Source organism: Lachnoclostridium phytofermentans ISDg (genome assembly GCF_000018685.1).
Classification (GTDB): domain Bacteria; phylum Bacillota; class Clostridia; order Lachnospirales; family Lachnospiraceae; genus Lachnoclostridium; species Lachnoclostridium phytofermentans.
The window spans coordinates 1000949-1020864 of sequence record NC_010001.1 but is presented as its reverse complement, the minus strand read 5'-3'; the positions used below and the strand labels follow the sequence as shown (position 1 = coordinate 1020864).

At 36.7% G+C, this 19916-nt stretch carries 23 protein-coding genes; 3 read left to right on the top strand and 20 right to left on the bottom strand.

From position 1 onward, the window contains the following. The 15 genes from CPHY_RS04265 to CPHY_RS04195 all read right to left on the bottom strand — a co-directional run bounded on the left by CPHY_RS04265 (nt 1) and on the right by CPHY_RS04195 (nt 12653). A complete protein-coding gene (locus CPHY_RS04265) occupies nt 1–1101 on the bottom strand; it encodes a hypothetical protein (RefSeq protein WP_012198827.1) in 1101 nt (366 codons plus the stop codon). A 4-nt stretch (nt 1102–1105) separates the two neighbouring features. Beyond that, nucleotides 1106–1645 (bottom strand): YmfQ family protein, encoded by a 540-nt coding sequence (locus tag CPHY_RS04260; protein WP_012198826.1) that lies wholly within the window; start codon nt 1643–1645, stop codon nt 1106–1108. Beyond that, nucleotides 1635–2708: a baseplate J/gp47 family protein gene (locus tag CPHY_RS04255; protein ID WP_012198825.1), complete on the bottom strand. Its 1074-nt coding sequence runs from the start codon at nt 2706–2708 to the stop codon at nt 1635–1637. Before CPHY_RS04255 ends, CPHY_RS04260 begins: the two co-directional genes overlap by 11 nt. Next, a complete protein-coding gene (locus CPHY_RS04250; RefSeq protein WP_012198824.1) occupies nt 2708–3100 on the bottom strand; it encodes a DUF2634 domain-containing protein in 393 nt (130 codons plus the stop codon). The genes CPHY_RS04255 and CPHY_RS04250 overlap by 1 nt, the downstream gene beginning before the upstream one ends. Then, nucleotides 3097–3414 carry a DUF2577 domain-containing protein gene (locus tag CPHY_RS04245; protein WP_012198823.1) on the bottom strand — a complete coding sequence of 106 codons (318 nt, stop codon included), beginning with the start codon at nt 3412–3414 and terminating at the stop codon, nt 3097–3099. Before CPHY_RS04245 ends, CPHY_RS04250 begins: the two co-directional genes overlap by 4 nt. Then, on the bottom strand, nt 3407–4363 hold the full coding sequence (locus tag CPHY_RS04240; RefSeq protein WP_012198822.1) for an XkdQ/YqbQ family protein: 957 nt from the start codon (nt 4361–4363) through the stop codon (nt 3407–3409). Before CPHY_RS04240 ends, CPHY_RS04245 begins: the two co-directional genes overlap by 8 nt. Nucleotides 4364–4377: 14 nt before the next feature. Continuing rightward, nucleotides 4378–5235, bottom strand: coding sequence for a LysM peptidoglycan-binding domain-containing protein (locus CPHY_RS04235; RefSeq protein ID WP_012198821.1), 858 nt, complete (start codon nt 5233–5235; stop codon nt 4378–4380). A 10-nt stretch (nt 5236–5245) separates the two neighbouring features. Continuing rightward, a complete protein-coding gene (locus CPHY_RS04230; RefSeq protein ID WP_012198820.1) occupies nt 5246–7846 on the bottom strand; it encodes a tape measure protein in 2601 nt (866 codons plus the stop codon). A 185-nt stretch (nt 7847–8031) separates the two neighbouring features. After that, complete coding sequence (locus tag CPHY_RS04225) at nt 8032–8460, bottom strand: phage tail assembly chaperone (RefSeq protein WP_012198819.1); 429 nt, start codon at nt 8458–8460, stop codon at nt 8032–8034. Nucleotides 8461–8695: 235 nt separating this feature from the next. Further along, complete coding sequence (locus CPHY_RS04220) at nt 8696–9175, bottom strand: phage tail tube protein (RefSeq protein WP_012198818.1); 480 nt, start codon at nt 9173–9175, stop codon at nt 8696–8698. A gap of 12 nt (nt 9176–9187) precedes the next feature. Continuing rightward, nucleotides 9188–10468: a phage tail sheath family protein gene (locus CPHY_RS04215; RefSeq protein WP_012198817.1), complete on the bottom strand. Its 1281-nt coding sequence runs from the start codon at nt 10466–10468 to the stop codon at nt 9188–9190. A gap of 1 nt (nt 10469) precedes the next feature. Continuing rightward, nucleotides 10470–10652, bottom strand: a complete 183-nt coding sequence (locus CPHY_RS04210) for a hypothetical protein (protein WP_041703176.1) — start codon at nt 10650–10652, stop codon at nt 10470–10472. Between the two features lies 1 nt (nt 10653). Continuing rightward, the gene (locus CPHY_RS04205) at nt 10654–11070 is read right to left on the bottom strand and encodes a phage tail terminator family protein (protein ID WP_012198816.1); all 417 of its coding nucleotides are present in this window, start codon (nt 11068–11070) and stop codon (nt 10654–10656) included. 20 nt (nt 11071–11090) lie between these two features. Beyond that, nucleotides 11091–11270 (bottom strand): hypothetical protein, encoded by a 180-nt coding sequence (locus CPHY_RS04200; RefSeq protein ID WP_041703174.1) that lies wholly within the window; start codon nt 11268–11270, stop codon nt 11091–11093. Nucleotides 11271–12155: 885 nt separating this feature from the next. Further along, nucleotides 12156–12653 (bottom strand): hypothetical protein, encoded by a 498-nt coding sequence (locus CPHY_RS04195; protein ID WP_012198815.1) that lies wholly within the window; start codon nt 12651–12653, stop codon nt 12156–12158. A 225-nt stretch (nt 12654–12878) separates the two neighbouring features. Here CPHY_RS04195 and CPHY_RS04190 point away from each other — a divergent pair, with 225 nt between their 5' ends. From CPHY_RS04190 to CPHY_RS04180, 3 genes are all read left to right on the top strand, one after another. After that, complete coding sequence (locus CPHY_RS04190) at nt 12879–13205, top strand: helix-turn-helix domain-containing protein (RefSeq protein ID WP_012198814.1); 327 nt, start codon at nt 12879–12881, stop codon at nt 13203–13205. A gap of 15 nt (nt 13206–13220) precedes the next feature. Further along, complete coding sequence (locus CPHY_RS04185; protein ID WP_012198813.1) at nt 13221–13919, top strand: ImmA/IrrE family metallo-endopeptidase; 699 nt, start codon at nt 13221–13223, stop codon at nt 13917–13919. Nucleotides 13920–14166: 247 nt separating this feature from the next. After that, nucleotides 14167–14637 (top strand): pyridoxamine 5'-phosphate oxidase family protein, encoded by a 471-nt coding sequence (locus CPHY_RS04180; RefSeq protein ID WP_012198812.1) that lies wholly within the window; start codon nt 14167–14169, stop codon nt 14635–14637. Between the two features lie 21 nt (nt 14638–14658). Here CPHY_RS04180 and CPHY_RS04175 read toward each other — a convergent pair whose 3' ends face one another. From CPHY_RS04175 to CPHY_RS04155, 5 genes are all read right to left on the bottom strand, one after another. Beyond that, the gene (locus CPHY_RS04175) at nt 14659–15486 is read right to left on the bottom strand and encodes a Cof-type HAD-IIB family hydrolase (RefSeq protein ID WP_012198811.1); all 828 of its coding nucleotides are present in this window, start codon (nt 15484–15486) and stop codon (nt 14659–14661) included. Between the two features lie 294 nt (nt 15487–15780). Beyond that, nucleotides 15781–16074, bottom strand: a complete 294-nt coding sequence (locus CPHY_RS04170) for an MBL fold metallo-hydrolase (protein ID WP_012198810.1) — start codon at nt 16072–16074, stop codon at nt 15781–15783. Nucleotides 16075–16184: 110 nt separating this feature from the next. Beyond that, a complete protein-coding gene (locus CPHY_RS04165) occupies nt 16185–17132 on the bottom strand; it encodes a hypothetical protein (protein ID WP_012198809.1) in 948 nt (315 codons plus the stop codon). A 15-nt stretch (nt 17133–17147) separates the two neighbouring features. Next, on the bottom strand, nt 17148–18182 hold the full coding sequence (locus CPHY_RS04160) for a glycoside hydrolase family 88 protein (protein WP_198301333.1): 1035 nt from the start codon (nt 18180–18182) through the stop codon (nt 17148–17150). A 106-nt stretch (nt 18183–18288) separates the two neighbouring features. Next, complete coding sequence (locus tag CPHY_RS04155) at nt 18289–19854, bottom strand: extracellular solute-binding protein (RefSeq protein ID WP_157668652.1); 1566 nt, start codon at nt 19852–19854, stop codon at nt 18289–18291. Nucleotides 19855–19916 lie beyond the last annotated feature (62 nt).

Genomic DNA, 19916 nt, shown 5'->3' with positions numbered 1-19916 from the left:
CTATTCATACACAACATATAACTTATTTTTCCCTAAAGTGGTTGTACCTGCTGTGATATCAGTAGTACCAGCCGTCATCCTGGTTTCAATGACCCAGATACCCCAAGTATCATTACTTGTACCGCCTCTAAACCAAGTTCCTTCTGTATTCGTGGCTATCTGGAAAGGGAAACCTCCACTACTATCTATCCATGGGACATGTGTTTCCACCTGACAATACGTATAACCAGATGTGATCCCTATTTTTGAACAAGTTTTAAGTTCAACGATATTTGAATTGCTATAGTTAGTCATATACCATTGAGGAGAGCTATTATCGTTTCGAGTATCAACTTGTTTCAAATAGGAATGCGTGTGGCCCACCATAGCAAAATCAGTGGCATGCTTACCATCTACAGTATCAGAATTACCACCATCTCCTACTACTTTCCATTTATCCCAAGCAATACCAACTGAAGTTCTATATCTAGGCATCTCGTTAGCATTGTTAAGTGGGTATACAATTTGTAGTCCATACCCAGTTGTGGCATGTTTTTGATATGTTAAATGCCACCAGTTAGCATTAAGACCTAACTCTAATGCTGTTTCATTAGAAATATTAGTTTGGTAGTTGGTTTGATAGGTAGAGTCTTTTAATGTATTTAATGGTACATTACCTATGTTCTGTACAAAACCAGTAGGAAGTAAACCACCTAATGCACCAGCATTACCATCATCATTTAGCCCTTTCCACTCATTCCATACCTTCCCCGCTTCTGATGTTCTATAGCGTGGTTTTTCTTTACTATTGTTTAGTGGATATGCAATTAAAAGACCAAATCCACTAGCATTAACACTATGTCTTTGATATGATATATGCCACCACATATTTGCTGGTAATCCCACATCTTTTGCGTATCCATCTGGTAAGTCTCCTTGATAATTAAGAGGATATGTTGGGTCATTGACTATCCCTGGTGTTAACATACCTATCGAATTCACGTAGTCAGTAGTATGCTTATGCTCATCTATTTTCTCCATATTCTCATTAAAGTCTTTAATATTATAAAAATCCGTAGCATCCGGCTTTTTTAAATTTAACTTTGAAGTATAAGTTGCCATTATATTAAAATTCCTCCTCTCTAATCCTGCTGTGCAGAAAAGCTGATAGTTCATCATGGGTAAAAGCACTTACAATCTCATGTGTGTTATATAACAAAGTAACTGATAAAATTAAATTGCATGGTGTAATTCTTTCCATTAAACTCTTAACTGCTTCTACGTTTTTCTTTGCAGATAATGCAACCTTCACTTCAAGAATATACTTTTCTTTATCCATACGAATTATATAACCATCTTCACCACATAAATCACTGAGCCTTTTACCGACGCCTCGAATTGTGTAAGGTAACTGTTCGTTAACTCGAGTTAATATTCGAAAGCGTCGCTCTTCGATCGTATCGGTATCCATTGGTTTAACACCTAAGATTTTTTCATAGCGTTTACACCCATTCCTGTCCAGTTCATTGACATACTGGTTTTTTAGAACATTTGTGATCTCAGTTTTAACCCTATCAAGATCAGCATCCTGCACCGTAGTAATTGTTCTATATTCTCTGATTTCTTGAAATACACCTGGCAGGTACTCCATAAGATTAGTTTTCATTAAAAGACCCCCTTACTGGTATAGAGTCTGGATTTAGTTCGATGTTAACCTTACCTCCATTGATAGAAGTATTATTTACATCAATGATTCCAGTGATTCCAAGTATTGCGCTCTCAATCTGTGAGATTCTCACAACTAGAGTGTCACTCTCCTGCCATGACTTTACTAAATTCTTAAAGTATCCATCGATAACTTCTTCAATGTAACTTTTTAGATCCTCAAACTTATATCCTGCCTGATAAGTGATTGAAGTTGTAATGTCTATTTTTGTTTCCTCTGCTCCAATTACATGTACAAAATGCCATAGAGGGGCAAACCCTTCTCCATCCCCAGAATTATTTGTTGGGTCAACTGCTGTCTGGACCATATTTACCAAAACGCCACTAGGCTTATTTAAGGAAGAATCCAAGATAGTTAATTTAACATTCCCACCCGCTTCTTCTCCTGATACATTCGTCGCCCTATATACCTTAACCGCACCTACTCCGGATAATCTCAATACCTTTTCCTTATAGTCGGTACGGTTTCCACCGAAGGCTTGTGCATCAAAACTATCAAGGTATCTCTTTCGAAATATTTCTGTATCTTCCTCGTCCTCACCGGGTATTAAAATTTCCGTTATCATAGCGGTTTCCAAGCCATCAATATACTCAATCGGTATTAACTTACCAATGGAACCATTCGGCGTACTCCCAGAAACCTCGCATTCCAGCTCATATACACCATCCGATAGTTTCTTCTTCGTAATATAAGTGAATTTATCTAGGCTGTATCTTGACCCGATTGGTACATCTATATTAAATTCTCCCCTTACAACTGCATAAGTAGCTTCTTTCGGCTTTATCCCTCTCTCCAATGCTCTACGCACTAAATAATCTCTTGATGCAGTGTCTGCAAATGTTTCATTTAAGATTAAATCAAGTTCAAGATACAACTGCGCTAATTCTATGCATGCTGGAGCTAACGCTGTATATATCATAGATCCTTCTCTTTTATCTATATCTGCTGGTACTTTTGCTAGAACATTACTTAAAATAGTTTCATAGGTCATTTCTTCATACATTAAATCATCACCCCCATTTCTTCTAACAAATCTCCGTATATGGTGTGGACAGTAAAAACAACTAAAACGCCTTCTTTCTCTTTCTGAAAGGTAAAATTATCAACATCCAGAATCCTATCATCTTGTATCAAGGCTTCTACGACACGCCTTTTAATTTCCGGGTAAGCAAATGCAACATCCTTACCAATCAGTTCTTTCAATTCAACTCCATAACTCCAGCTATAAATGAGATATTCATAACGTTCCACGCTAAGGGTAAGATAAATTGCCTGTCGTATCGCTTCTACATCATCGATCATCCCAACAATCTTATCTCCAACGAGTGCGTATGTTTTTGTTGGTTGGTTTGTTAATTTTACATTTTGAATCGACATATCAATTTCCGGAATCATGATATCACCATCCTATCGAGTACAAGAAATCGTTGTCCTCCTTTTTGCTGTAACAAAATTACGTTTTCCCCCTTTTTAAGTCCGTTCTCTAAAAGAAACTTTGACTTTAAACCATCTGAGCTTTTTAATATGATTTCATGATTCGTAAGGTATTCTGGTAAAAGCAAAAAATCAGAAGTTAAGATTAACTTCTGATCTATCTGAATATTTAAAGGTTTTGTTTCTATGACGACACCATACAAAAAACAGGCTGGTTTCGACGCTTCAATCGCATCAAACGCAGCCTGCTTAATGATTTGTATTAAATCACCCATTCATAATTCCTCCCCTTAAATTTAAATCCATAAAATGTTCATCATTGGCATACGTATGCTTTGCACTCTCAACCATCATAAACCGTGGACTTATAACGCCATTTTCATCCAGTAGGGGAACTACCACACTAGTTCCCGCTCTTACTCTGCTATCCCCAAAACAGTTCTTCACCTGCAGAGTTCTTTTAGGAGTATTATAAAGCTTTAACAGACCTTCTGCTCGTTCCTTCATCGTATTTTTGTTATTCACATTTTCTGTAAACTGTAAAACACCCCACTTCTTTATGTTCTCAAGATCGTCTTTTAGATGGACACTACGTTTGCCTGAATCTTGATCTTCACACGTTAATTTAATGGAATTATACGTATTTTCATCAATACTCGTTGTAAAGGAATAATCTCCTGCTGTATTAACATCAATCAAAACATCAAGGAGCATTAGATTTTTATTCTCTAAACAAAGCTTACCAAAATCATCATATAAAACAAAAAGCTCTCCTGTTTTAAGTGTTGTCTCGGCAAGAGAGTTATTGATCATTTCAAATAATTCTGTATCACTTTCGGTTCGGGATAATTTCACTCCCGTATTGGCTATTTCACCAACGTTCATGCAAAAATCTCTTGCTATTTTTTTGACTAATTCCCCTGTGGACCAATTCGAATAAACGTAACTATCTTTATTTTTTAGATATCTTAATTGATCATAGGCTGTTAATTGAATTAAATCATCCTTTGTTTCAGAACGACTAAAGATAAAACCAAAAAAGATATCCTTATCATCTTCCCGAAACAGAACCGCATTTCCCTCTTCTACTTTAATAAGAGGACTTTTTACAATATTAAATTTTAGTACTCCCGGGGAAGATTTTCGCTCTGTATCCCAAGTCACACCACCTTGCACCGATGGATAATATAGATAATCCCCATTTGCTATCGCTAAACTAAGCATAAAATCACCTCCACTTATCTTACACAGCTATTGGGTCTTGTGATGATAGCAGGCTTTTTGATTGATGAAACTTTCATCAGTCCTTTCTCATTTGCTTCAGGAATCGGTACATTATTGTACCCTATAAGACGAGTTAACAAAGTCACATCATTATATAATGCAGAGTTATAACTAGTACTTTTATTTGCTAAGGATACATTCCGTGTTGCACTTTGCGTGGAAGTACTCACATTTTCGATTCGTAGCACCTGCCCAACTCGGATAAGATTCGGATTACTTATGTTATTTAATTTCGCAAGATTATAGCATTTTGAACCATCCCCTAATAATTCCTTTGCTATTTTCCATAACGTGTCTCCAGGCTTAACTGTGTATGTTGATGGCATTGTTTTGCTTTTCATACGTACATTTTTCTTCACTGCTTCCCCTTTATTTTTTAAGGGAACAATGACCACACCATAAGGCTGGTAGTTTTTTAAAGTAACATCTACTATCAGATCTACCCCATTATCGCAATCTTCTGTGATGCTATAATCTTCTAATGTAACAATAGTATCGGTATGAAACATCCACACGCCCTTACTTGACATTCTCGATACGATAAAAGGAAAGGCAAATTTACCGTTTTTAAGGATTTTTAACTTCTCTGTATACCAATTGGCCATATGAAATTCGGAATCATACAAAGCAAAAGGATATCTTACATTTGGTAGAAGAAAAGAGAAGCTAAATTCCGATAGACCGGCTGGTTTTATAAGATTTATTTCTTCTTCATTCAATAATTGAATGCTTTTATTTTGATTCTTAATTTTTGTAACAAATTTTGATGGTGTGACAGGCAATAGCATATCACTTAAAAACACTTTATACATAACTCCCCCCTTAAGCGTTACAAGCTCTTGCAGTATTATTAAGTTCGTCTCGTAACTTATCCGTCAGATACTCTACGATTCCATCCAGATTCTGTTTGCTTGATACCGTATTATAAACACCACCCATATCAATTTTAACTTCCGCTGTTGTGAAACGGTTGATTGCATCACGCTCTGCAAGTTCGAGTAAATAGGACAAATCATCTGGTTGAAGTTCCGTATTATGAGCGATTTTATCTGTATTTTTTAGAATTCCATCCCAAGTATCATCGAAACTCTTGTCATCTCCCGTGCTTCCTTTAAAGAGATCATTGATTTTATTACCAAATTCATTCCCCTTATCCCACCAATCTGAATATTCTGCTCTCGTAAGGCCAAAGCTTTCCATGGATAAATTAAGATAATCAATTTTTTGTTCATATTTTTCATCTGGTGCTAATTTTTGAACCGCTGCATCAGCCATGTCTTTTAGTCCACTTCTCCAACCAGCAACTGTTCCACCAAAATTACTACCAAAGACAAAATCAATCGCATTTGCAATACCTTCCAGAATACCTAATACTCCGTCAGCCATTCCTTGAAATAAATAGATAATGGAAGATATCGGGTTCTTAAATACATTAGCAAAAAAGTTCGCAACTCCTATAAATGCATTTGCAATGAGATTTACAAAACTAAGAATAAAATCTCCTAATCCCAAAAATAAGTTCCAAACAAAGGCTCCCACTCCACCTAAAATTCCGCAAATAACGCCTGCTACAGTGTATGTCTTATCTCCAACCTTATTTATGTGATCTATTACGATCTTGATGACTGCTATAATAGCCATAATAATACCAATAATCCATACCAATGGGCATGCCAGCAAGGAAGCAGTTAATTCTTTAATACTAAAACTACTTAGTAGAACAGATAACTTCCATATTCCAAAAGCAACTGCAATTAGAAGAATCATAGGAGCAATCCAGGACCAATTATCAACAATTGCACTTGCAGCATTTATTAATACGCCAACAATCCTTAATGCCAAATCGCCCACAAAAGTTAACCCACTCATAATATTTTGTATCATGTTCATAAACTCTTGATTTTGTGTCAATTCACTTATCTTTTGTAATACTGGTTGAAATACCATCAGAGCTTTATCTTTTATTGAACTAATCAATTGTTCAAAGGTCATAGGAGTTTTGCTAAACTCTTCATTCGTTTTTTGTGCAGAAGCAAACATAGCATTTGCTAAGAATTCACCACTGATTTCACCTTGTGCACCCATTTTTTGAACTGCTTCTATTGGTTTGTTAAGGTATGCTGCTATGTTTTCTATAATTGGATAAGCATTTTCTAATACATTATTAAATCCTTCTCCGCTAAGTGTTCCAGAAACCATAGCTTCTGTAACTGCTGTTTGTACGCCTTTCGTACCTTCAGCGCTTGCCCCTCCTAATACACTGTTTTTATTAACAAGTTCAGTAAAGGTAACAATCTGCTCCTTATTTGAAAAGGAGCCCTTTGCACTTAGCCCAAGAACCATATTGGCTGTTGACTCATAAGAAGTTCTGGAATTTTGTGCGGAATCAAAAATTCTTTGTTGAAATTGATCAGCCTCTGCTTGACTACCTGTCATTGCTGTTAATTTTGTTCTGGTTTGAGCTAGTGCATCTGCTGTCTTTAATATCTTACTATTTTCAACCTTATCTAAATATTTGGTACCAAAGGATGTCACACTATTAATTATATTTCCAACAGAGCCTATCCCTTTTCCCACCGCAGCAAAATTATTTCCTAAATTATCTCTTACTGAACTAAATATGGAACTAAAACTCTTTTTTAATTTTGCCCCTGTCCCCTCGCTCTTCACCTCGGTTTTTTGAAGGGCTTCCTCTATTTTATTAATTGCTTCTTCGGTCTTACTTATCTTTTCAGTAGCTTCATCAAAGCTTTCCGTTTTTATTGGCTCTTGCATCTCAGCTTTTTGAAGGGATTCACCCATTTTATTAATTGATTCATCGACCTTATCTATCTTTTCAATAGCTTCATCAAATTTTTCCGTTTTTATTGACTCTTGCGTCTCAATTCTTTGAAGGGATTCATCCATTTTATTAATTGATTCATCGACCTTATCTATCTTTTCAATAGCTTCATCAAATTTTTCCGTTTTTATTGACTCTTGCGTCTCAATTCTTTGAAGGGATTCACCCATTTTATTAATTGATTCATCGACCTTATCTATCTTTTCAATAGCTTCATCAAATTTTTCCGTTTTTATTGACTCTTGCGTCTCAATTCTTTGAAGGACTTCACCCATTTTATTAATTGCTTCTACAACCATACCTATCTTTTCAATAGCTTCACCATAGCTTTCCGTTTTTATTGGCTCTTGCGTCTCTTCTTTAAACTTTCTGAATCTACCGATATTTATATTAATAGAGCGATCCATTTTTTCTATATTATTAATTGTTCTATCGACATTGACGACAGAGTTCTCTATAACCTTATTTACGGTATGAGTAACGGAAGCACTTATTGATTTGGAATACACGTTTGTAATTTGATTTATGACCGTATCGGAAATTTTTTGACTTAAATTAAAAAATGCAGATATATCTGCCATCGCCTACCTCCTAGCTTTACTTTCCATCTTCTGATATTCTTTTTTCTCGTGATCAATTTTTATCTGTATCGATGCTATAATAAACGCCTTTTCCTGCCGATCTAAACTCAAATATACAGAAGGAAGCATATGAAACTTATGGAGACAATAGTGAGCATAAGAAGCCTCACTATCCTCTCCATTGATTAGTTTTTTGCTTCTTCAACTTCTTCCTCCATCGAAGTATCAAAACCATTGTACTTTTGAATAAATACAAAAAGATCTTGGTATTCTCCCGGATCATCCACCAGCTCTTTTAACAAATCTTCTGGTTTCTTAACGCCATAACTATCTTGAAGCTCTGCATTATTTAAGTTTGGAACGACACAAGAGGCTGCAACTAATTTAGCAATATAAGCGTTGGTATCAATTTTCTTGCGATATGCCCCTGGCTTTCCTGTAATTTGCACATCCATAGTGCAGGACTCTCGAATATCTTCATCTTCTTTGGTGGATACGTGACGAAACTCCCAATTTAAAGGAAGGCCATTTTCATCTAGTAAGGACTTTGTTGGTGCATAAAACACATTTTCTTTCACCTTTTTGTTTTTTTTCATAAATAACTGTAAACTCATAATAATCTCCTTTCAATCATGAACACTATTTATCATGTAAACATAGCTTTTTTAATGTATTCTAAAAAAAGCAGAGCTAATTTGGGTTTCTTTTCACTCCCATGAATCCCAATTAGCTCCGCATAAATAATATCTATAAAAAAATAGAGCGTCTTTCACGCCTATATATCAATAACTGCCATACATAAACAACCCCTATATCATAACACTAGTCCCTAGAAAACTATCACATTCCCTATAAAACCATACCCTTTAATACCTTAAATTCTTCTGGCATCTCAAAGTCATCGAAGGTTCCATTCACTTCTTCGGTTAATGTATCATCACTGGATGCATCGAATTTTGCTAAAATACCATCATCCATATTACAATTTTTAAATACGATGGTTTGTCTTCCTGAACTGGAATTAGGATCTTCGTTTGTAACTTGAATTTCAAAATATACATCTTCGGCTGTATTCTTATATGCCATCAGCATACGGCGAAAGATTGAGGAATTATAATGCATCGTGGCTTTAAACGTACCCTCCCAGCCTGTTGTTTTATTTCCTTTCCCCGTACTACCTAAGATTGGGACCTTCTTTTTTAACTTTTTAAAGCTTGCCTCGAACTGTGTAAAATGAAAAGCATTAAATCTTTCTTCCCCAATTGTAACAAAACATTCCGCTAGTGATGATGAAATTGTGTCTTTCGCATTCATTGTAATTTGATTCATACCCATACCCTCCTACTGTACAATCACTGTCATATAAAGTTTTTCCATGCTACTAACCGGTGTTATCACACTGTTTGCAATAACATCTGTCTTTTCCGTTCCTGGTAATACTTCAACATCCTGGCTGTCAAAATCCTCAATCGCACGGATGCTAACCAGCTGCTTAAAATAAGTTACAAGATCTGACCAGAAAGATACTCTTCCTGATACATCATTCGCAATCTTACCATTGTATTTATTATTGAAAATGGAAGCAACGTCATTTCCAATCTGATCAAGTATACGAATCGTTTGGTTCTTCTTAAAATCCTGACCTTTCTCTGGTGTCACACTTGTCTTAGAATTAATATCAACCAATATACGGTATTCTTGTCCCACCTTATGGAATACGAATTCGCCAGCTTCGATAGAGTCTTCTAATTTTGCCTGAGAATAAGTATCTTTAATAGTTAACTCCCCATCATAAGTCATATTAGTGATGGACTTATTAATACCACATCCAGCTTGTGCACCAGCAACCCAAGGGATTAGAGTTGCATTATTTTTTACATTAATAATACCTTCATAATCAGCAGCTTTACCAAATAAAACTGTTTGAAATTTTATTCCCAATTCTTCACGTAATCTTCTTGTAAATGCTACATAATATTCCTTCGTTGGTTCATCCATAGAATCACATGCTAAGATGTGATAATGATATCCTTCAATCGCATTTAGGAAACTCTTATGTTTCTCACCAGTTACTTCACCGTTTGTACCACCTGCTAAAAGAGTACCGGCAGTCTGTGTAAGGGTTGCGTCCTTTTGATAAACGACATAATCATTGTCTACAAGATTCTGTGCACTTGCTATACCTCGCTGTTCATCAACCAATGTCGTTCCAAGATATAAACTCACATCCCATCTATCTTCCTCATCTGGATTTGTACCAATCACAACCTTAAGACTATTTCCTCTGGTACCAGAATATTTCGCTGTTGCATAATTATTTGTGGCCTTTGTTCCTGGATTTAAACGATACAACAAAACTCTTGTTGCATGTCGAAATAAGTCTCGGAATGGCTTTAGTGCTTCTGCCGCATACTCATAACCTAATAAACTCAAGGAATTTCTCTGGAATTCCTCCTTACTAATCTGGAAAACTTCCGTATCATTACCCCAATCGAGGTTTACCGCATATGCTACGATACCTCTTTCTGATAATACCCCTTCTGCCTTCGCGGCACTAACAAAATTAATATATGTTCCTGGAATTTTCTTATTTTGACTTGTAAATGTTCCTCCACCTAGCATATTACTCTACCTTCCCTTTCAAATAATTTTCAATCATCTGATCTACTTCTGAAATCTCATATTCTCTATCCTCTTGTAATAATCCCTCAACTAAATCGCGGCTTTCTTTATATCTTTTCGCCGCAAGCAGGGAGGATTTCGAATAAAATTTTTGAGATACATTGCTTGTTTCTTTTTTCTTCAACCTATTCAATCCTCTCTTTCTGTAATAAGGACTTCATAGTCTGTGGTTTTGAATCTGTTTTGGTATAGTTAACGATATAATCTACAGTACACATTACAGCCCCCTCCACCATTTCAGACTTTATTCCTGAATTCTTTATTACAATATCATTTACTGTTATTTTTTCTAATATCTCTCCAAGCTCGTCTTCTATCTGTACAGCCTCTGTAGTGATATCACCCTCTGGATAATAAAAAACCTGAAGAGTATATGTTTTTGTTCGCCTTCCTTCTCTGCCACTTCCATATTGAATAGTAGAAGGCTTTACCACATAACAAGGAAGTATCTTTTCTTGTTTTTCACTTCCTACATAAATCCTTGCATCTGTAGAAAATTTTAGTAGTTCATTGGTAACACCATCTAATAGGTTACGAATCATTCCTACCTCCAAACTTTGCCCTATTGTTTCTCAAGCCTAAGTGAACACTTATCATTAGGGATTTTAATATATTTTGAACTTCCATTAAAATTAACCCTAATTACAGTGCCACATGGCCATCTGGCTCGTACTTTACCGTCAATGGGGCATGCACAACATTCCCTTGGCCTCTTATCAACCGTCGCTTCGTATACTCTCATTGTTTCACCTCCTTTCAAGTATTCCATGCTTTTACATAGATTTTGAATATATAAATTCCTCATGTAAGTTATGAAATTAATTGTTTTTTCTTCTCTGAGATACAGGAAATGTACTTAAAAATACAATTTATCCTTGAATAAAAAATGCAGAGATACTTGAAAAAATATCGAGTATCTCTGCCTTATATAAAATCAACTGCAATTCCTTATAACATTAACTGTACGACTCACTTAATATAGAGAAACAGCCATACAATCACAATCCTGTAATCATACATAAAAAAACCTCATTCAATCAATCGTTATAACATAACGAAAATTATACTTACATGAAACAAATTAGAGAGAGGATAGAACCCAAATAATTATTAAGTTCCAAAGCATTCTTTTTTTGTAATATCCATTATATCTTTACATTCATAGAATTACTACAAGATAGATTCTGATTTGAATTCTTATATAGTACTAGTAATATTGTCTGGCAATAAAAAAAGTACTCTATCTTAGAAAACTCCTAAGACAGAATACTTTATAAACTATTACTTTCCTCTCTCTTTCGAAAAGTAGCAAAATTTTAAGTTTTAGAAAATCGTATAACTTTTCATGATACAAGTTTAACATGAGCTTAATGACATGTAAATGACATCATTATGACAGCCTTTTGCCAGTCGAGATATCACTCTTTTCTCATGTTTTTTGATGTATCAAAATCTTAGTTTCAAAATAACAAATACCATAGCTAGGTTCTTCCTAGTAGGATTATCGTTACTTTTGCTATAACATAAATACAAATTTAGTGTATTTCTAAAACCATACAACTTTTCATGATACAAGTTTAACACGGCCTTAATGACATGTAAATGACAACATAATGACAGCCTTTTGTCAGTCGTAGGTAATACCTTCCATTCCGAATAGAAGAACAGATATCATATCATCTAACTCAGAAACACACCTCATAGCAGTACGTTCGGAACAATGAAACCTTTCCGCTAATTCTTCATAAGTTCTTTCCTTAATATAGTGACCATTATATATTTCATATTTCTCTGGGGTTCCTCTTCGTTTTTGTTCCGCCTTTAATAAGTCAAGACATTTATCTATATGTGACATCATAATCATACTGCGAATTCTACTTCTACGAATGCTCATTATATAAAGATCATCTTCGTCCAAATCCTCACGAACAAAATCAATCTCCATCTCCATCGCTTCTGATACCCCCTCCTCCACGTGAGCTTTTATACTATTGTAATTCGCCATTAACTTTCTTGTCTTCTTTCTAACTTCCTTTTTCGCAACCTCTTTACTCTCTCTTACATATTCCATTAATGCTTCCTTGGCCGCTCTTTTTGCAATATCCTCTGCAACTGCAATACTCATTATTTTCACTCTCCTTATTAAGTTTTAGCTAATAATATTTATTTTCAATACCCTCTATTCTTTTAATACGTTATTCCGTATTTGTACTAGTAATTATATTTGTATTTTCGAACTATGTCAAGATAAAAATTCGGATTTTCGTATTTATTTTCAAAATTATTAAATATATTGTTTACAAAATTCGTTATTTCGTATATAATCAAGTTATTAGAAAGAGGTGTCCCTATGGAGAAAGCTAAGATATTAGAACAGTTAATAAAAGAAAAAGGATATAGTTTAAAATCTTTTGCTGAAAAATGTGGAATTCCATATACAACACTTTATACCATGCTAAAAAACGGCGTTGGTAAAGCTAGTGTAAATACTGTAATTACTGTATGTAAGAACTTAGGTATTACAGTAGAGCAGATGGAAGTTATGGCAGAAGGTAACAGTGAACAGTCATACGAACCTACGTATGAAGATATTCAATCTTTAATCGCACGAAATGGAAAAAGGTTAACTTTAGAACAGAAACAGGACATCATTAGAACCCTCTTATCCGATGAATAATTAGAAGGTGAGTATTTGAACAAACAAAATATTTTAGAAAAAATATTGGAGGTTTACCAAATCTGCAATATTTCCTCATTCCCCCTTGACTGTCTTGATTTGATAAGTAAGTGCGGAATTACTTGTAAGAGCTACTCTTCGCTTAGTCGAAAAAAACAGGAACATTGTTTATTAGTCAGTGAAGAAGCTTTTACCCTAAAAAATGAGATTTACTATAATGATAAAATACTTGATAAAAGAATACGGTTTTCTCTTATACACGAACTAGGTCACATCATGCTTAACCATAAAGAAAATCGCTCTGAAGCCGAAGAACGAGAGGCGAATTTTTTTGCTACAAATTTACTTGCCCCTAGAATTGTCATACACTATTCTGGATGCAAAAATTTAGCGGACGTTATAAAACGTTTTGATTTATCTGAAGAAGCAGCTGGCTATGCCTTCTCAGATTATAAATATTGGTTGCGAAAAGCAAAGCTACAATTTCCAGATACCGATAAGCAAATTTACGAACATTTCTTTAATACTGAAATTAATCAACTTGTTTGGTCGATTTCAGAGTGTGAGTGTTGTTTTTTTTATCCCGCTTACAATGGTTCTAAAGTATGTCCAAGCTGTTTTATCGCGAATCTAAAGAAACATCAAAATAGCTTTGATGTTCAAGAATATGCTTTGGATTTATTGCGAAGCCAAAAGCTATATGGCGATATATAACGTAAGTAATTTTATTCATCGTTGCAACTGCGCTTTATGGTATTCTTTCCTATATTGAGAGAAGCGTAAGAAGCAACTAAATAGATTATTAGTTAAGATTAGCCCCCCTTTTGTTAGTCAGATACATCCAACAAAAGGGGGGCTTCTAAATAAAATATTGCTACATCCTTCCAATTAATGTATACTAAAATTATTCGCCAGATTAGGTACTTGGGAATAATAGAATACATTGAAAGGAGGATTTCACATGACCACATACGAAAAAAGTCTTATCGTTATGAATGAATTATTCTCTAAAGATTATCAATTTGCTCTTGCTACTTCAAGTAACAATATCCCTTCCGTTCGTTTTATCGACACCTATTATGAAAACAAAGTCTTTTACATCGTGACCTACGCGAAATCTCAAAAGGCGAAGGAGATAGAGCAAAATAAAAATGTTTCTCTCTGTAATCATCTTTATCGTTTTCAAGGCGTTGCAACGATATTGGGCCATCCATTGGAAGCACAAAATCTTGAAATCAGAGAAACTTTGACTAAAATATTTGAGCCTTGGTATTTTGCTCACAACAACGAAGCTGATCCAAACATGTGCTATATCAAAATTGACCTTTCCAATGGTTTTATATTTAAAGATGGTACTGGATATCAGATTGATTTTACTAATAACTCAGCAAATGAGTTCCCTTTTCAAACTGATATCTCAGTAGTTGTATAGATTTATTGCAACAACAAATGCTTAACCAACCATCTCTTCCCCACTTAGAATAAAGCGATTCACCGCTTTTGCTACTCCATCCTCGTCATTGGTTGCAGTAATATATTTCGATACTTCTTTTGCTTCGTTGCATGCATTACCCATAGCCACACCTAGGCCAGCGTATTGAAGCATCGTAATATCGTTAAGTCCATCTCCGCACGCCATTAATTCTTCTCTGCTTAACTGTAAGCGGTTTAACAAGAGTTCAAGGGATGCGGATTTTTCAACTCCTAAAGGCATGATTTCAAGGAAGAATGGTTCAGAGAAATAGATGCTAAGTTCATCCCCATATTTATCTTTTAAATAATCTCTCACAGGAAGGAGTTTTTCGTGCTCACCAACCACAAGGCATTTTGGTACCGGATAGGTTACATGGCTAACAATATCTTCAATTTTACGTACTTTTACTTTGTTGATAAAACATTCACGTAAAACATATGGGTCTGTGTCGTCTTCTGTTATAATATCCTCACCATCATATGTGAGCATTGCTACACCAAATTGTTTAGCCACTTCATAGATTGATGCTATTCTCTCCACATTAAGTACTTTTTGATATACTTCTTTTCCCGTATGGCAATCAATGATTTGACCACCATTATAAGCCAGGATATATCCACTATATTTTGAAAGTTCCAACTCTTTTGCTAAAGGCTTAATCCCAACCAAAGGTCTTCCAGAAGCAAGTACCACTGTTACTCCATCTTCCATCGCTCTTTGTAGGGTTTCTTTTGTATTTAGAGTAATTTTTTTCTCACTATTTGTTAGTGTTCCGTCTAAATCGAGTGCTAAAACTTTTATGTCCATATTAACCTTAGTGCCTTTCTTTCCTGTTCTAATTCATAGAGAATCAAAAATTCCTCTCTACGAATTCTTTTATCCTTATTATGAAGTCCTCTCAGCAAACGCACTTAAACGTAACATACGAAAGGTATAAGAGAGACTCTAAGCTACATAAAACGCTTTCATCTTATCTTATTTTCTCTTTTCTGTCAATTTCATTCTAAAATCAAACAATAATGCTTTATTCTAAAATCATAACAATTACTTTTTATTCTAAAATCATAATCAGTAACGTACTTTAACCATGCTCTACTGCAATCATATATGTATTTTAAAATGTTCAAATTCAAATACTCCATTCCCTTGAACTAATTTTCCCTCTAACATAAGCTGTTCAAAACCCTTCTCTATTTCATCAGGAAAATTAACCGGAATCTTCAAGGAATGATGCGCTGGAAACAACCTTCTGATTGGCAATTGTTTCACCTTCTTAATAGACTTCATATATAATATAGGGTCGGTGGTAGGATAGAAAGCATACAAGCACCCCATATAAACCAAATCACCCGTATATAAATACTGACGTTCTTCTTCATAAAGACAAATAAGCAACTGCGTTGCAAATGCTAATTAGGGTTGCACCTGCACAGCCGATGGGTTATTGGATACAAAGAGGCTGTCGTACTAATTTACTTAGTACGACAGCCCAGTTCTATTAGATCTTATCCTGTAATTCTAGAATTCTCTATGTTTTTCTTCACTTCCCTAATCTGTTCCAATGTTTTTTCAGCCATAACTCCATCTTCATAGATTCCCACATTCCAGGTGATAGCGCCTTTTTGCTGCTGGCACTGGAGTGCGAAATCCGTCACCTCTTGGTCAGAAAACCTAGGCGGCACGATCTCTCCTGGCTCCTTACCGTGCATCCAGAAACAGTCCAGCCATACCAGACAGTGCCACTGCATGCCGTCGATCAGCGGTCCTTCATTTAAATGATTCAGAGTATTTGCCTCTCCGGCCAGGTAATCCTGATCCCGAAATACATATCTCATGTCCTCCGCTCCTGGACACATAGCAATCACGGCATCAGGATTGCCATCCCGGGCTGCCATCTGCCAGCGCAAATAATCGAATCGGGTGTTATCCCAGCTATGAGTTCTTGTAAAGGTCTTCTCCCCTGCGTTATAGCAACCATCAAACCACCATCCAGAAACCAGCTTCCCGAATTTTTGTGACCAGTACCGGATAATTCCCATATAGCGTTCCATAAATACTGATTTATCATGGGAATCCTGTTCCCAGCCCAGCGCTTTACGTTCTTCTTCTGGAGCTGCGTCCACCTCAGACGGCAGATAGACTATTAACTTAATATCCCGCTCTGAAAGTGCCTCAGCTAGTTCTAGCATCAGGTCTCTTTGGGAGCATTTTCCTGGCCAGTACTGCTCCAGCACGGCATTTTCAGAACAATAATATCCCGTATTCTGACCCAAGGGAAAGATCACCCAGCCGGCTCCTGAGTCCGCCACCGCATCACAGAATTGTTGTATCGGAAATGTAGCAGTCATCTCATCCCAACTTTGCCTTTTCTCTCCTTCTTTCGGCATTATGTGGCTTAGATAATGTACCATCAAACCATAGACCCGGTCCTGCATCCACTTGATTTCACCCATTATTCTTTCCCCCCTCTAAAATACTCTGTGGTTCCAGCCGTGAAGCTTAGCTAGTGCCTCCAAATAAAAATAGTCTCCATATATTAGTGACACATCCACTTGTGCTCCCTTGGGTTTCTCTCCGGTTCCATGCTTTAAAAGGCCCTGGTACTCTACTTCTTCTAAAGCACCGCAATGCTCTGTAAGGCTTTCAAGCAAACGCATAGCTGCCTTTCGGTAAAAGCTCCCATCCCACTCGTCTACTTCCGCAAGTTCCAAAAGGCCTGAGGCAGCAATGGCTCCCGCCGAGGAATCCCAAGGTTCTTTTTCTCTGTGTGGAACACGAAAATCCCAACAAGGAATTCCCGTTTCCTCTAGATTTGCCAGAAAATAATGGGCGACTCGCTTCGCGGCATCTAAAAATCGTCTATCCCCTGTATAACGGTATACATTAGCCATCCCATATATTGCCCAAGCCTGCCCCCGGCTCCATGAAGAATCTTTATCGTATCCCTGGCCTCCCAATGGCTCAAGGAATGCTCCTGTCTCGGGGTCAAAAGAAAGTATGTGACAAACAGATCCATCCGGCCTGATAAAGTGCTTTAAAACTGTCTCCGCTTGTGCCACGCCAATTTGTCGGAACCTAGGATCTTTTGTCTCATTGGACGCCCAGAATAGAAGGGATAAATTCATGGTAGAATCAATGATAGACCATCCAATCTTATCTAAATTCCACGCCCGGATAAAACTTCCTGCTAGGTTAAAGCGACCTGCCAGAAAATTGGCCGCAAAAAGTCCCCTGCGTCTTCCATCCTCATCTCCGGTCAGCTTATACTTCATCACCGCCGTAGGTAGAAACTGGAACCCCACATCGTGATGAAGGTTAGAATTTCTTAAATAGCACTGCTCGATCCTGCCATCCCACTCCCAGGCCGCTTGCTTATAACTCTCCCTTCCTGTTAAGTCATACAAAATCCACAGCATCCCTGGCCAAAAGCCACTGACCCAGGAATCCTCTTGCCATCCATGGTATACGCCGTCCTCACCATACCATGGCACACAGTCTCCCAAATGTTCCAGCATAAAAACCATTTTTGCTTCTATTTTCTGAATTAATTCTGCTTCCTTCATCTCTCAAACTCCCTGCAGCCTTTAAACATGCTGTCTCAATTCTCTCTTATCTACAGTAAAATACGTTACCTGCCTCATATTTTTCTGTGGCTTCTTTGATAACTTGGTCTCCACCTCTACTCTTATATTCCTCAACGAATTTGTCAAACGTGTCCACTGGCTCTTGTCCATAAAAAATCTTAGCAGACATTTCATAAAACAAGTCACAGGTCTTTGGATCCAGTTCAGGGTGCGTCAGTAGGCTTTCCAGATTACCTGGATTAATATTGTCCGTTCCTTCCATCGGTCCAACATTCTGCATCCAACTCATCAATTCTTCTCCCCCTGGGAGATATGGCGTCAATCGCACATCATAGGCATCATCCTTGATAAATCCTAAAAACTTACGGAATCGCGTCTCATCTTCTCCCAGAACACTATCGGGATATGTATATTCAATAGAACCATCCGCTTTTTTAGTCCAATTTTCTCCTTCTATACCATAGCTTAAATAATCTTGGGCTTCGTCTGTGCACATCTCATCTAGGAGTTTTAAGAATCTGTCTACATACTTAAAATTCTTATTAAAATAAATACTCTCCAACACCGGAGCATACTTGTAAGCTCCCTTATCCCCATAAGGTCCTTCAGGACTTTGGATTAAAACAAACTCCCCATCTGGCACATTCTGTCTTAAACTGGAATTGAAAGAAGCGATTTGTGTGGCATTATGATCAAACATCCCCACTTTTCCGGAATAGATCTTATTAAGCCAATCGCTACTGGTTGTCGTAAGGGATTCAGGGTCCATTAGCCCCTCCTCATTCAACATATGAAGAAAAGTAAGTGCCTCTTTCATCTGTGGGCGGATAATATCAGGTACTAGTTCGTTATTTTCATTTAAATTCCAGGTGGTTGGATTCACACCGAACGCTCCGAAAAATATATCCGTGTAGCTCCATTTTTCTCTTCCTGCATAAGGGTACTCTAATCCCATATCCTTAAAAGCCTTTAAAACCGCTACTGTCTCGTCTAAGTTCTTTGGTACCTCAAGGCCCGCTTTGTCCAACAAATCCTTACGGATGTAGGTCGCTCTTCTTGCTGTCTCAGATAAATACACAACCGGTATTCCGTAAATCTTTCCTTCATATTTGTTATAATCCCATATTTCTTTTGGAATGGTTCTCATCAGATTCGGGTACTTTTCCTCTGCATCTACCAGATACTCATCCAAAGATTGAAACACACCATTTTCCACCGCATTACACATTCCTGGATGGGTGTAGTTTTCATAACATTTGACCACATCTGGAATTTTTCCGGAGGCGAACATCATCTGCATTTCTTCCACAAAACGTTTATGATCCAGGAGATTTATATCAACGTCCACGTTGTAACGTGCATCAAAATCCTTAAGCCATTTATCCTGGTTGATATCCGTAGACTGCATAATATACTCATTAAGCCCATTTGACATGGAAAGAGTATATTTTAAGGGAGCTTCCTCTCCTTTACCATTTGTTTGTGTACCATTTGTTTCCGTCCCCTGTGTGGCACCTTTGCCACATCCCGTGATAACTCCTGCCACCATTGCGACTGCCAGCAAAAGGGCTGTCATTTTTCTTTTTTTCATACCCATTCTCCATTCTCCATTTTTATTTAAGTAAAATCGCGTCAAGAAACGATCTACTTTTC

Coding starts and splice junctions, on each gene's coding strand:
- CPHY_RS04265 (WP_012198827.1), bottom strand. CDS start 1,101: ATGGCAACTTATACTTCAAAGTTAAATTTAAAAAAGCCGGATGCTACG.
- CPHY_RS04260 (WP_012198826.1), bottom strand. CDS start 1,645: ATGAAAACTAATCTTATGGAGTACCTGCCAGGTGTATTTCAAGAAATC.
- CPHY_RS04255 (WP_012198825.1), bottom strand. CDS start 2,708: ATGTATGAAGAAATGACCTATGAAACTATTTTAAGTAATGTTCTAGCA.
- CPHY_RS04250 (WP_012198824.1), bottom strand. CDS start 3,100: ATGATTCCGGAAATTGATATGTCGATTCAAAATGTAAAATTAACAAAC.
- CPHY_RS04245 (WP_012198823.1), bottom strand. CDS start 3,414: ATGGGTGATTTAATACAAATCATTAAGCAGGCTGCGTTTGATGCGATT.
- CPHY_RS04240 (WP_012198822.1), bottom strand. CDS start 4,363: ATGCTTAGTTTAGCGATAGCAAATGGGGATTATCTATATTATCCATCG.
- CPHY_RS04235 (WP_012198821.1), bottom strand. CDS start 5,235: ATGTATAAAGTGTTTTTAAGTGATATGCTATTGCCTGTCACACCATCA.
- CPHY_RS04230 (WP_012198820.1), bottom strand. CDS start 7,846: ATGGCAGATATATCTGCATTTTTTAATTTAAGTCAAAAAATTTCCGAT.
- CPHY_RS04225 (WP_012198819.1), bottom strand. CDS start 8,460: ATGAGTTTACAGTTATTTATGAAAAAAAACAAAAAGGTGAAAGAAAAT.
- CPHY_RS04220 (WP_012198818.1), bottom strand. CDS start 9,175: ATGAATCAAATTACAATGAATGCGAAAGACACAATTTCATCATCACTA.
- CPHY_RS04215 (WP_012198817.1), bottom strand. CDS start 10,468: ATGCTAGGTGGAGGAACATTTACAAGTCAAAATAAGAAAATTCCAGGA.
- CPHY_RS04205 (WP_012198816.1), bottom strand. CDS start 11,070: ATGATTCGTAACCTATTAGATGGTGTTACCAATGAACTACTAAAATTT.
- CPHY_RS04200 (WP_041703174.1), bottom strand. CDS start 11,270: ATGAGAGTATACGAAGCGACGGTTGATAAGAGGCCAAGGGAATGTTGT.
- CPHY_RS04195 (WP_012198815.1), bottom strand. CDS start 12,653: ATGAGTATTGCAGTTGCAGAGGATATTGCAAAAAGAGCGGCCAAGGAA.
- CPHY_RS04190 (WP_012198814.1), top strand. CDS start 12,879: ATGGAGAAAGCTAAGATATTAGAACAGTTAATAAAAGAAAAAGGATAT.
- CPHY_RS04180 (WP_012198812.1), top strand. CDS start 14,167: ATGACCACATACGAAAAAAGTCTTATCGTTATGAATGAATTATTCTCT.
- CPHY_RS04175 (WP_012198811.1), bottom strand. CDS start 15,486: ATGGACATAAAAGTTTTAGCACTCGATTTAGACGGAACACTAACAAAT.
- CPHY_RS04165 (WP_012198809.1), bottom strand. CDS start 17,132: ATGGGTGAAATCAAGTGGATGCAGGACCGGGTCTATGGTTTGATGGTA.
- CPHY_RS04155 (WP_157668652.1), bottom strand. CDS start 19,854: ATGAAAAAAAGAAAAATGACAGCCCTTTTGCTGGCAGTCGCAATGGTG.